Source organism: Bradyrhizobium centrolobii (assembly GCF_001641635.1).
In the GTDB taxonomy this organism is placed as follows: Bacteria; Pseudomonadota; Alphaproteobacteria; order Rhizobiales; family Xanthobacteraceae; genus Bradyrhizobium; species Bradyrhizobium centrolobii.
Genome location: NZ_LUUB01000079.1, coordinates 430,264 through 442,270, shown reverse-complemented (window position 1 = coordinate 442,270; position 12,007 = coordinate 430,264). Strand labels below are relative to the sequence as shown.

The window sequence follows — 12,007 nt, the reverse complement described above, 5'->3', positions numbered from 1 at the left end:
TGGGCTCACCAACTAACCGGGGCATGATATGCCCGCGTGAGCGCCTTGGCAAAGGCACGTATGCCTCTTGGGAGGGATTTGACGATGGCATCATCCAGGTTGCGAGTTACTGTGGGCACAGGAACCGCAAAAGCTGCTCGGTGCGGCGCCACCATGTCGCACAATTGGTGCGAGCCCCATATAAGCAGTACTCGCCAACATCGCGGATACTATGGCGCTGGCCAGCAACTTCCTGGCGAGCGTGGCGCTCGTTCCAGCCAGCAGAGCGATTGACCAGAAAAAGAGAGACGCCGCGTAGGCGAGGCCAACCACGACGGCGTTCCTCACGAGAAAGCCGGCATCGAGCTGAAACCCATCAGTCGAGAAGAGCGCGAACACCGCATAGAGCAACACGCAGGTCGTGAGCAGCGCCAGCACTTGCAGCGCAAAACGGCGAGCGGGGCGAACACTTCTGATCCCAACCAGGATCGAGACGAACCAGTAGAATTCCTCGCTCAGGATCACGAAGAGGACAGCCGCTGCACCGATGCGGACCGGCTCCGGGACCTGCCGGGCCATTGTCTGAACGTTAGCGGGCAGAGTGGATCCGGCAGCCCAGACCGCGAGAACAATGACCACAGCAGTAACAAGAGCCATCCAAAGAAACGTGGTGCTGGGCGCTCGCTTCGATGCGTTTTCGAAGCCAGGGGCCGACTCCCGAGTTACCGCCGGGCCACTCTCCGGTTGCCGGCCTCCGACACCGACCGCATCTGTTGCGACCGCCTGCTCGGCTTCGATAAAGATGGCCAATTCCGAGACCGGCCGCCAGCGAAGCGTTTCACGGTCCAGGAACAAGGACTGAGCTTCGACGACACCAGATTGGATGGCCGCGATCCAGTCAGCTAGATCTGACATGTCCCGCTCGAAGCCGTCGGCCCCGATCACCCGATACGAGGTGCCCGTCGGCGGGATGGGCCAGCCGATTTGCCTCGGGCTCCTTCCAATCTCGACCATTTCCGCGGCCACCCCTAGTTCGGGCGCACTCGTATTTGCAACGTTTAGCGCGGGCGAACGTTACATGGATGCTGTCGCAGGCAGACATATCGGGCCAGAGGGTTCATGTGCCCTATGTCAGTTTCCGAGGGCCCGAACATGAACACGAGCGATGCGCCTACTTCGGCGTTCAGGCGCCCGGGCGCGTTATGCGCGCTACTGCTTGCCCTTATTTTTTCGGCTGGAAGTCCTGGCGGCGCGCAGGGTGCCGGTCCGGACTTGCTCGTCTTCGCGGCCGCGAGCCTCAAGACCGTCCTTGATGACGTTAACGCCCATTGGCAGGCGAACGCAGGCAAGCGGGCCGTAATCTCGTACGCGTCCAGCGCAGCGCTAGCCAAGCAGATCGAGCAAGGGGCGCCGGCCGACATTTTCATCTCGGCTGACGAGGACTGGATGGACTATCTCGCCGAGCGCAAGCTGATCAGACCGGAAACGCGCTCGGACCTCGTCGGCAACCGCCTTGTGCTCATTGCACCTAAGGGCGCCGATCTTCACGTCGATATCATTCCCGGATTCCCACTGCCGTCGCTCGTTGGGCATGGGCGCCTCGCAATGGCCAATACGGACGCGGTTCCAGCCGGCAAGTACGGCCGCGCTGCACTCGAGTCGCTTGGGGTCTGGGATTCGGTCAAGGATCGCATTGCTCAAGCCGAAAACGTCCGAGCGGCGCTTCTCCTGGTGTCGCGTGGCGAAGCGCCGCTCGGCATTGTCTACAAGTCCGACGCGGTGTCGGAGCCAGCCGTCGTGACCGTTGGCAGCTTCCCGGAAAGCACTCACCCGCGCATCATCTATCCTGTCGCGGTTGTCGCCGGTTCGACCAAACCTGATGCCGCCGCCGCCTTTATCGACCTGCTGAGATCGCCAGAGGCGCGCAGCATCTTCGAGAAGCAAGGTTTCACGATACTGGAGTGAAGCCTATGTTCACCCTGACGCCGGAAGAGAAGACTGCCCTTGAACTGAGCCTGCGAGTTGCTCTGTGGGCGACAGTCGCGAGCCTACCGCCGGGGCTTCTCATTGCGATGGTGCTGTCGCGGGGAAAATTCTGGGGCAAGTCGATCCTAAACGGGATTGTTTTTTTGCCGCTGGTTCTTCCCCCGGTGGTCACCGGCTATCTTCTGCTTCTACTGTTCGGGCAGCACGGACCGCTTGGCGCGTTCCTCGCTGACAATTTCGGAATCGTCTTCGCCTTCAGGTGGACGGGCGCGGCACTTGCGTGCGCCGTCATGGGGTTCCCATTGCTGGTTCGAGCTCTGCAATTGTCCATAGACGCCATCGACCGCGGGCTCGAGGATGCGGCGGGAACGCTCGGAGCCAGTCCCGGCTGGGTCTTCGTGACCGTGACGCTACCGCTCATCTTGCCCGGCATTATTGCCGGTACGATCCTTTCCTTCGCGCGTGCGATGGGAGAGTTCGGCGCGACGATCACCTTCGTGTCTAACATACCGGGCGAAACGCAAACGCTTCCTACGGCCATCTACACCTTTACGCAGGTCCCGGGCGGCGAATTCGCGGCTTTCCGCCTTACCGCAATCGCGGTCGTGGTCTCGATGTCCGCCCTACTCGCCTCGGAAGCAATCGGGGGGATCGTCGGCCATCGCATCGGGGTCGAGGCATGATCCGGGTCGCGGTGCAGCATCGACTCGGGTCATTCGATCTCAACGCCCAATTCGAGAGCGATGGCCGCGTGACCGCATTGTTCGGGCGCTCGGGATCCGGCAAAACGTCGCTGGTGAATGCCATCGGCGGACTTATCCGCCCGGCATGCGCCCACATCTCGCTCGACGGCGAGATTCTCGTCGACACCGAGCAGCGGGTCTTTGTGGCCAAGCATCGGCGCCGGGTCGCTTATGTGTTCCAGGACGCGCGGCTATTCCCACACCTTACCGTCCGCCAAAATCTGCTTTACGGCCGGTGGTTCACGCCGCCCGCCAAGCGCTTCGGCCAACTTGCGCAGGTGGTTGAGCTGCTTGGGATTGGTCATCTGCTCCAACGTCGTCCCCGGAATCTTTCCGGTGGCGAGAAGCAGCGGGTCGCCATAGGACGGGCCCTGCTGGCCTCGCCCCGGCTGCTCATCATGGACGAGCCGCTCGCTTCGCTCGATGAGGCACGCAAGGCCGAGATCCTGCCTTATCTCGAGCGGCTATACGACGAGACCAAGGTGCCCACCATCTATGTAAGCCATTCAGTATTGGAGGTCGCACGTTTGGCGGATACTCTCGTCGTGATGGCCGAAGGCCGCGTCGAGGCGACCGGACCGACTGCCGACGTCATGGCGCGCCTCGACCTGCCTCCATTTACGGACCTGATCGAAGCAGGGGCGGTGCTCGAAGCGGAGATCCTGAAGCACGACGACTCATTCGGCCTCACCGTGTTGAGCCTGTGCGGGTCGCGCCTGTGGGTTCCGCGTCTCGACCGGCACCGTGTGGGCGCCAAAGTGCGTGTTCATATTCGCGCGCGTGACGTCATGCTGAGCACGCGTCCGCCCGATCGGCTGAGTGCACTTAACGTATTGCGCGGGACCATCGCTGAGATCGGTCCGCAGCGTGGCCCCATCCGGGACGTGCGCCTCGACTGCAGCGGGCAAGCGATCTTGGCCCGCATTACCCGGCGATCGGTCGAAAGCTTACATTTGACGGAAGGTACGACTGTGTATGCTGTGATCAAGGCGGTGGGCCTCGACCGGCAGACATTTGGAGCCGCATCTCGGCATGCCAATGGCGCGGATACGACTGCCATTCCGATTTGACAGCTGCCATGGACGCTAGTTGGAACTTGCGAGGCCTTGCTGTGTTGCCGGCTGGCGGCATCTGACCGGGTTCTGAGCAGGTAAGCGCGTTCAGGAGGAGGCCCAATGTCAGTGCGCAGGTTACAGGGCACGCTGCAGGCGATGCTCGTGCTCGCTTCCGCAGTCCTGACTGCAATGCCTGCTTTTGCCCAGATACGCACTACGCTAAGGGGCCATTCGCTTGCACTGGCCTCGATCGACTACTCGCCGGATGGCCGGTATGTAGCCACGGGCAGTTACGACAAGACGGCGAAGATCTGGGATGCCACCACGGGCGCGGAAATAGCCACGCTGCGGGGGCACAACGCAACCGTCGAAGCGGTCCGCTTCTCACCCGACGGCAGCCTTCTGGCGACGGGCAGTTACGACGGCACTGTGAAGCTTTGGAATTGGGCTTCCGAACGCGAATTGGCCACGCTGCGGGGCCACACCAACATGATCCGGTCGCTGGCTTTCGCCCCCGACGGAAAAACCATTGCGTCAGGGAGCCACGACAACACCATCAAATTGTGGGACGTAGGCAGCGGACAGGAGCGCGCCACGCTTCGACACGATGGTGCAGTGCGATCACTGGCGTTCAGCCATGACAGCAAGATTCTTGCCTCCGGCAGCAACGACTACACGGCCAAACTATGGGACGTGGCCACAGGGCGCGAGCTCGCAACGCTGCGAGGCCATGGGCATGGGATCCGCGGTATCGCGTTTTCGCCCGACGACAAGGTGCTCGTCACCGGCAGCATGGACACGACCGTGCGGCTTTGGGATGTCGCTCAGCGGAAGGAAACCGCCACGCTCGAGGGCACGACGAGCGAGGTTCTTTGCGTGGCGTTTTCACCGGACGGCAAGCTGGTCGCGGCCGGGAGCGTCGACAACTCGTTGAGGATCTGGAACGTCGCAACCGGCGAGGACGTCATGGTGCGATGGAGCGAGGTCGGCGATCGCGTTCGCGGCGTGGCTTTCTCGCCTGACGGCAAATCGCTCGCGACGGCCACAATGGATCATCTCGCCAAGATTTGGGACCTCGACCAATTGCTGAAATCGGGTGTCGAACCTCCCAAGGAAGAGGCTACGCCCAAGGGAGAGGAACGGGCGACCCTGAAAGGACACAAATCTTTCGTCACCGCAGTGGCTTTCACGCCTGACGACAAGATCCTCGCTTCGGCAAGCCACGACCGAACAGTCAAGCTGTGGGACGTAGCGTCTGGCAACGAACTGCGGACGCTGCTCGGCCACAGCGGTGCCATCGTCACGCTCGCGATCTCGCCGGACGGCAAAACCCTCATGACGGGCTCCTATGACCGGACCGCCAAACTATGGGAGCTGCCGTCCGGAAAGGAGATTGCCACGCTGGTCGGGCACGCGAATATTATCCGCGCCGTAGCTATCGCGCCTGACGGCAAAACCGCTGTCTCTGGTGGTTATGATGAAACGATAAAGCTGTGGGATATCGGCGGACATCGGGAGATTGCGACCCTCACCGGCCATACCGGAGGAGTCAAAGCATTGGCCTACTCGCCCGACAGTCGGTTGATCGCTTCGGGCAGCATTGACGGCACCATCAAGCTTTGGGACGTGTCATCGACCAAAGAGGTCGCCACCATCGACGTGCATACCGGCCCCGTCCACTCCGTGGCGTTCTCCCCTGATGGCAAGCTGCTTGCGTCTGCCGGTGCGAGCAACGACGTGCAGCTATTCGAGGTTGAGACCCGCAGGGAGTTGGAGCCGTTCAAGGGCCACACCGCCTGGGTCCGGTTCTGCGCGTTCTCTCCCGACGGGAAGACGCTCGCCTCGGGTGGCCTCGACGACACTGTGCGCCTCTGGGATGTTGTCAGCCGGGTGCAGACGGCCGCGCTGAAGGGGCACCTCAGACGCATTCACTTTGCAACGTTTTCACACGATGGGACGATCGTGGCCACCGCCGGCATGGACGGCACTGCGAAGCTCTGGGACACGCCGAAACGGGCGCCGCCAGACGCCGTATCGAGCAAAGCAACGGAGCAGTGAGGCGACAGGAGGCTCAAGATGGACAACCAACCCCTGGATCGGTTGACCTCTGCGCTCGTCAGCGGCAGTGTCACGGACGAAGAGGAAATGGCTCGGCTCGACCGGCAGCCGGTGATCCAGATCTTGCCGGACGCCAACGTTATCAAGATCGGCGGACAAAGCTTTATCGATCGGGGTCGGGAGGCCGTCTTCCCGCTGATCGATGAGATCGTCGAAAATCTCCCCAAGCACAAGATGATCATTGGCACCGGAGCCGGCACCCGGGCGCGTCATTCCTATAGTGTGGGGCTTGATCTCGGGATGCCCACTGGAGTGCTAAGCGTGCTCGGATTCTTCGTGAGCATCCAGAATGCGAAGATGATCCACTATCTCCTCGCCAGGCATGGAATCCCGTCGATCGAGCCAGCTCAATTCGCTCAATTACCGCTCTACCTCGCCGAGCGCCAGGCCTGCGTATGTGTCGGTATGCCCCCCTACGCGTATTGGCAGCCCAATCCGGAGATCGGCCGCATTCCGCCGCACCGGACAGATGCCGGCTGTTACCTAATCAGCGAAACCTTGGGTTGCCGCTCAATGATCTTCGTCAAGGATGAAGAGGGTCTTTATACGGCCGACCCGAAGAAGGATCCGAACGCCAAGTTCATTCCCAAGATCACCGTCGACGAACTCATGGAGCTCGACCTGGTCGATGTGGTGCTGGAGCGAACGGTGTTCCAACTCATGAAGAACGCCAAAAACCGTCGCTCCGTCCAGGTCATCAACGGCCTGAAGCGGGGCAATTTGACGCGAGCGCTCAACGGCGAGCCGGTCGGAACCCTAATCTCGGCCTGAAGCGAGTATACACCATGGTCGAAAAAGCCAGCACAGAGCAGGAATTCCCGATCGACAGACGCCGCCACGTCCAATCGATGCTCATGCGCGAGAGTCTCCTCGACAAGCAGGTCATGACGTCGACTGAAACTCCCGTGGTGCCAATGCTGCCATTCTGCCACGTGATCAAGATTGGCGGACGCTCGATTCTGGACAATGGGAAGAAGGCCGTTTACCCGCTGGTCGAAGTCCTCGGCAGACTCCTCGAAAATTTCAAACTGGTGATCGGCACCGGCGGCGGCGTGCGCAGCCGACATGTAACCTCGATCGGCATGGATCTCGGTTTACCGACCGGCGTGCTCGCTCAGCTCTGCATCATCGATGCGCTCGGCAATGCGCACATGCTCGGCACGCTTCTGGCGCCGTTTGGCGTGGTCGCCATTCCGCCCGAAATTCTTGGACACATGCTGCCCTTCTTCATCAAATCGGCCCCGGGTGTGATCTGCAATGGTGATCCGCCATTCTCGATTTGGGAGCAGCCTCCTCGGCTCGGACGCATCCCACCACATCGGACCGACGCCGGCACTTTCTTGCTCGCTGAGTGCTACGGCTGCGCGACACATACCCTGGTCAAAGACGTGAATGGGCTTTACGAGTCTGATCCCAAACTCAATCCAGATGCGAAATTTATTGGCGAAATCACCGTCTCGGATCTCAGAAGGCGCAACCTGCCGACGCTTCCCTTTGACCGTGTCCTGCTCGACCTGCTCGCCAACGCGCGCCAGGTCGAAAGCTTTCAAATCATCAATGGGCTACGGCCCGAGCTTCTGGAACGAGCACTGCGCGGCGAACACGTCGGAACAATCGTCCGTAAAGATTGATCCCCAAAGGCGCGCCCCGGAAACGGCTCAACGCCCACGAGGGCGGAGCTGCGGCGCCGAGCCTGCGGCGACTTTGCGGCCGTCGGCGATGTCGAAACCGGCTGCGAACAACCAACTACTTTACTAGGCTCCATTCGCAAGAGCCGCTACCATTGAGCCTACGAAATCGCGGAAAATCGTAGATTGGTGTAGCAAATCGTGGCCCGTGGTAGCGGGCGAGCGCTAGCGCCTTTTCCCGACACCAACCAAACCTACGATGTCTCATCCAATTCCTCCGCCAGGAGCTGCCCTCCCCACTAAGTCGCAGTTTGACCCTTCCGAGACGTGCGTATCTGAGTGTCCGGCAAATCAAGCCGCCGGCTGGAACATTTCCACTTTTTCCTGACCTGTTCGATTGTGGCAGAGCCCCCGCGACATCATCGTGGTGGCGGGTTCTTCGCGAAATCCGCGACGTCCCGCCGAAATTTATCCAGTTGGCGTCCTTTTCCCGCCAGAATTGGTTCAGCTCTCATTCAACGGCAATGCCTATTCTTCCCGGCGTTGGCCTGCTTGTCGAAGCATCAGCCTCTCACTGGGAGACCCTGTCATGAAGCTGAAAACTGCACTTCTGGCGACGGCATTCGCCTTTGCCGCACTTCCCGCGCTCCCAGCGCTCGCTCACGATGACGATGAGCATGGAGCATTTCATGACGAGCTTGGCGAAGCTCATGAACGCGCTCACGAGGAAGGGTTTTCCAGCCGCGCGGAGCATCGCGCCTATCACCGCGCCCTCCGAGACTTGCACGAGGGCTATCATGAGGAACGCGGTGACTATCCAGGCTATTACTACCGGCCGCGTTACTACTATTCCTATCCTCGCTACCGCAGCTATGGATGGTAGCCAGGACCAGGCAATGAGAGGAGAATAAGTCATGCGGGCTAAACTTTTGGCCATCGGCACAGGCATCGGCCTCGCACTTGCCGCGACCGGAGCAATGGCTCACCCCAAATTGACGTCCGCTGTTCCGGCGGCTGATGGCGCGGAACGCGCCGCGTCCCCGACCAAGGAAATTCGTCTGAATTTCTCGGAAGGCGTCATCGCCAAATTCTCGGGCCTGGAGTTGCGTGACGAGAGTGGAAAATCAATTGCGACGGGAACCCCGGCGGCCGATCCGAAGGACAAAAAGCAACTTGTAGTCCCCCTCAGTACGCCGTTGGTAGCGGGCAAGTACCGGGTGATATGGCACGTCGTTTCTGAGGACACTCATCGCGTCAAAGGGGAATACACCTTCACCATCGGCAACTAGCCGTGGAGCCGTGGCTCGTCGTCACCCGGTTCGTGCATTACGGGGCGTCTCTTGTCCTGTTCGGCCTGGCGCTTTTTCCCCTCTACTCTCATGGGCTAGTCGCAAGTCGGAGCGCGGGCAGCCGCGCTGCGGCACTCTCGCTGCCGGTTTCACTCCTCGTACTCATCAGCGGCATTTTATGGTTCATCGGCGTCGCGACCAGCATGACCGAGGCCGAGATGAGTTGGGAAACCGCTGGTCTCATGCTGACGGAAACCTCCTTTGGCGCCGTCTCCTTGTTACGGCTGGGAGCTGCGATAACGGCAATCGGAATCCTCACGTGGCTCCTGCGAGGTTCGCCGAGAAAGCTTGGGCTGCCTCTCGTCGCCATATGCGCAGTTCTGCTAGGCAGTTTGGCGGGTGTTGGCCACACGCAAATAGAGGATGGCCAAGCCTGGGCGGTACACATCTTGTCGGATGCTCTCCATCTTCTTGGAGCAGGCGCCTGGCTTGGCGGACTCGTCGGCCTGCTTGGTCTCATCGTCACGTCTCTCTACGGCGAGATGGCAACGGATCGCCGAGCTTGCGAAGCAGCATTGAATTTTTCGACGATGGGGTACATTGCAGTCGCCACCCTGGTCGCATCCGGCCTAATCAATTCCTGGTTCCTCGTGAGCTCGGTCACCAACCTGATCACTACGTCATACGGCCGGTTGCTCCTGCTAAAGCTTGTTCTCTTTGCAGTTATGGTCGGCCTTGCCGGTTTCAACCGCTTCTTCGTGGTCCCCGCACTCCTTCATTCGACCGCGACCGGCCCCGTGCTGCGCCGGCTCCTGATCAATGTCGCCGCAGAACAGAGCCTTGGCTTCGCCATAGTCCTGATCGTCAGCCTGCTGGGCATCATCGAACCCGCGACCACGTCGTAATCACTCACGCACGGATGCCAGCATCCACGCCGAAGGGCCGCTTGCACCAAAAGCTGCCGACATCCAATCCTTCGCCTGAAGGCAGGAATGAGCCCGCAGCAGCGGTCAGCTCTTACGGCCTTGGAGACCCAAGTTGAAAGGCCACGAACCTTAGTATCTGGCGAAAGCGGCCGAATTCGCGGAAACTCGAACGTGACGCATGTTCGGCGCCACCACCGTACAGCTGGGCTGCATCGAAGAAGTGCGTGCTGACACTTTGTCCGTCGCAAGGTACCGAGCGTCGCTCGGGGTCGAAACGTTTGCTCCAGAGCGACCGCTTCGCGTCAAAAGCTGCCAATCCCACATCGCCGGCCGAATCCGAAGCGCCTAATTGGCAAGAGACAGTCGGCCCTGAGACGCTTCAACGTCTCGCTGAGCAACTCGGCTACCGGAAGGCGGCCGCGACAGGTCCTCGCGGTCAGCGAGCCGACGCTGGTTTATTCCCCCTGGGCTTGCTTTTTTTTGCAGTTGACATGGGTTGATGCCGCCGCCCGAGCGCGTAGGCTTGTGGCAACGAACAATCGATCAGGGGGAGGAACATGCGCCAGCATGCACGGCACGCGGCCTTTGATCGGCTCGCCGGCACTCTTCTCATCGCCTTCATTTCAGTCGCTACACCGGCCAGCGCCCAGCAAGTGATGATCGCCAAAACCGACACGCAGATCGATGCGCTGGATCCCGGCATTAAGCTCTTCCTCCGCGAAAAGATGGCGGAAGGCAACACAGCTTTCACGGACGACAACGTCATCCTCTTTCTGCACGGGGCGACCAGCCCTTCGACCTGCGACTTCGATCTCTCCTATAAGGACTACTCTTGGGCCGACTGGCTGGTGAAACAGGGATACGTCGTCTACATGGGAGACTATCGCAACTATGGCGGCTCGACGCGTGAAGCCGCCATGGACGATCCCCCCGCAAAACATCATCCGTTGACGCGTTCCTATTTTTCGATCAGGTCCTTAAGTTCCTCCGCGAGTAGTTGCGTCGAAGCCCGCAAGGATTCGGTCTCGCGAAGTGGGTCTTGATGAAGTACTTGTGTCGAACGCTTGCGAGTTGCCGAGGAATAATCATGAAGCGTCTAGTTCAATTCGCTGTCGTGGGATTGCTGCTCTCCCTGCCCGTTGACGCGCATACGCCGCAGCAGCCGCCACATCAGCTCTTTAGTGAAGGCGATCTCAAGCTGGAAAGCGGCGAGATGATCGAGGATTTCTCGATCTCCTATGTTACCCACGGTACCCTCAACGCTACGAAATCCAATGCTATCCTGATGGTGACGGCGATCTCGGGCAATCATCACCGGATCGACTTCATGATCGGGCCCGGGAAGGCGCTGGACCCCACCAAATACTTCGTCATCTGCACCGATGCTATCGGCAACGGGCTTACGACGTCGCCAAGCAATTCCAAGACGCAGCCGCGCATGCAGTTTCCAAAATTCACCATCCGTGACATGGTGGAATCGCAATATCGGCTGTTGAAGGAGAAGTTCGGAATTGATCACGTCGTGGCCGTGATCGGTCCCTCGATGGGCGGCATGCAAACACTGCAATGGGGTGTCAGCCATCCCGACTTCATGAACGCGCTAGTAGCCATGGTGCCGCTGGCCCAGACGCCGGCCTGGACGGTCGCGGTGCTTGAGGCCTCGCGCAAGGCGATTATGGAGGACCCCGCCTGGAAGGACGGCAATTACGACACGCCGCCGGAAAAAGGCGTGCGTCTGTGGCGCGACATTCTCAACCTGCTCGCGGCCCGCACGCCCGATATGTATCAGGCCCAATTCAAGAATGGCATCAACGTACTCCCCTGGATGACGGAGCAGGAGAACGCGGTGATGAAGGCCTTCGATGCCAATGACTGGATCTACCAGACCTGGGCCTATGAGCGGCACGACGTGGGCACGACCCCCGGCTTCGACGGCAATACTGCAAAGGCGCTGGCATCAATCAAAGCGAAGACGCTAATTCTCACTGGCACCAAGGATCTGCTCAATCCCGAGTTCGAGCCGAAGCAGATGGGCAAGAACATTCCGGATGTGAAGATGATGACGATCAGTCCAGGCACGGTGACCGGTCACGCTTCGGCCGGCGGCTCAAATCCCGCTGATGTCGAGTTTCTCAACCGCGAAGTCGGCGCTTTTCTCGACAACGTCCCTGGTAACATCAAGAACTGAACTCGTTTGCTGAAGGACTAGGCACACAAGACATCGGGTAAGTGACCTGTATACGCGGACGCGAGCGTCGGCATAGCTGCAACTGGTGTCTAAGT

Annotated in this window: 12 protein-coding genes; 11 read left to right on the top strand and 1 reads right to left on the bottom strand. The window is 60.2% G+C overall.

Annotated elements, in window-relative coordinates:
- Positions 1-90 precede the first annotated feature (90 nt).
- Positions 91-993 carry a hypothetical protein gene (locus tag AYJ54_RS28390; protein WP_136623982.1) on the bottom strand — a complete coding sequence of 301 codons (903 nt, stop codon included), beginning with the start codon at positions 991-993 and terminating at the stop codon, positions 91-93.
- Between the two features lie 105 nt (positions 994-1,098).
- On the opposite strand from AYJ54_RS28390, the gene modA reads away from it, so the two are divergent.
- From modA to AYJ54_RS28335, 11 genes are all read left to right on the top strand, one after another.
- Positions 1,099-1,944: a molybdate ABC transporter substrate-binding protein gene (gene modA, locus AYJ54_RS28385; RefSeq protein ID WP_430641446.1), complete on the top strand. Its 846-nt coding sequence runs from the start codon at positions 1,099-1,101 to the stop codon at positions 1,942-1,944.
- A gap of 5 nt (positions 1,945-1,949) precedes the next feature.
- Positions 1,950-2,648, top strand: coding sequence for a molybdate ABC transporter permease subunit (gene modB, locus AYJ54_RS28380; protein ID WP_063704121.1), 699 nt, complete (start codon positions 1,950-1,952; stop codon positions 2,646-2,648).
- Positions 2,645-3,778 carry a molybdenum ABC transporter ATP-binding protein gene (modC, locus tag AYJ54_RS28375; RefSeq protein WP_063704119.1) on the top strand — a complete coding sequence of 378 codons (1,134 nt, stop codon included), beginning with the start codon at positions 2,645-2,647 and terminating at the stop codon, positions 3,776-3,778. The genes modB and modC overlap by 4 nt, the downstream gene beginning before the upstream one ends.
- A gap of 105 nt (positions 3,779-3,883) precedes the next feature.
- Entirely contained in the window at positions 3,884-5,821 is a 1,938-nt protein-coding gene (locus AYJ54_RS28370) for a WD40 repeat domain-containing protein (protein WP_063704117.1), read from the top strand.
- Between the two features lie 18 nt (positions 5,822-5,839).
- Positions 5,840-6,652 carry an amino acid kinase family protein gene (locus AYJ54_RS28365; protein WP_063704116.1) on the top strand — a complete coding sequence of 271 codons (813 nt, stop codon included), beginning with the start codon at positions 5,840-5,842 and terminating at the stop codon, positions 6,650-6,652.
- 14 nt (positions 6,653-6,666) lie between these two features.
- Positions 6,667-7,512 (top strand): amino acid kinase family protein, encoded by an 846-nt coding sequence (locus AYJ54_RS28360; RefSeq protein ID WP_063704114.1) that lies wholly within the window; start codon positions 6,667-6,669, stop codon positions 7,510-7,512.
- 586 nt (positions 7,513-8,098) lie between these two features.
- Positions 8,099-8,392 (top strand): hypothetical protein, encoded by a 294-nt coding sequence (locus AYJ54_RS49835; protein WP_136623981.1) that lies wholly within the window; start codon positions 8,099-8,101, stop codon positions 8,390-8,392.
- 31 nt (positions 8,393-8,423) lie between these two features.
- Entirely contained in the window at positions 8,424-8,798 is a 375-nt protein-coding gene (gene copC, locus AYJ54_RS28350) for a copper homeostasis periplasmic binding protein CopC (protein WP_063704111.1), read from the top strand.
- Between the two features lie 2 nt (positions 8,799-8,800).
- Positions 8,801-9,703 (top strand): copper homeostasis membrane protein CopD, encoded by a 903-nt coding sequence (gene copD / locus AYJ54_RS28345; protein ID WP_063704109.1) that lies wholly within the window; start codon positions 8,801-8,803, stop codon positions 9,701-9,703.
- Between the two features lie 578 nt (positions 9,704-10,281).
- Positions 10,282-10,767, top strand: coding sequence for an alpha/beta hydrolase family protein (locus AYJ54_RS28340; RefSeq protein WP_063704108.1), 486 nt, complete (start codon positions 10,282-10,284; stop codon positions 10,765-10,767).
- Positions 10,768-10,811: 44 nt separating this feature from the next.
- On the top strand, positions 10,812-11,912 hold the full coding sequence (locus tag AYJ54_RS28335) for an alpha/beta fold hydrolase (protein ID WP_063704107.1): 1,101 nt from the start codon (positions 10,812-10,814) through the stop codon (positions 11,910-11,912).
- Positions 11,913-12,007 lie beyond the last annotated feature (95 nt).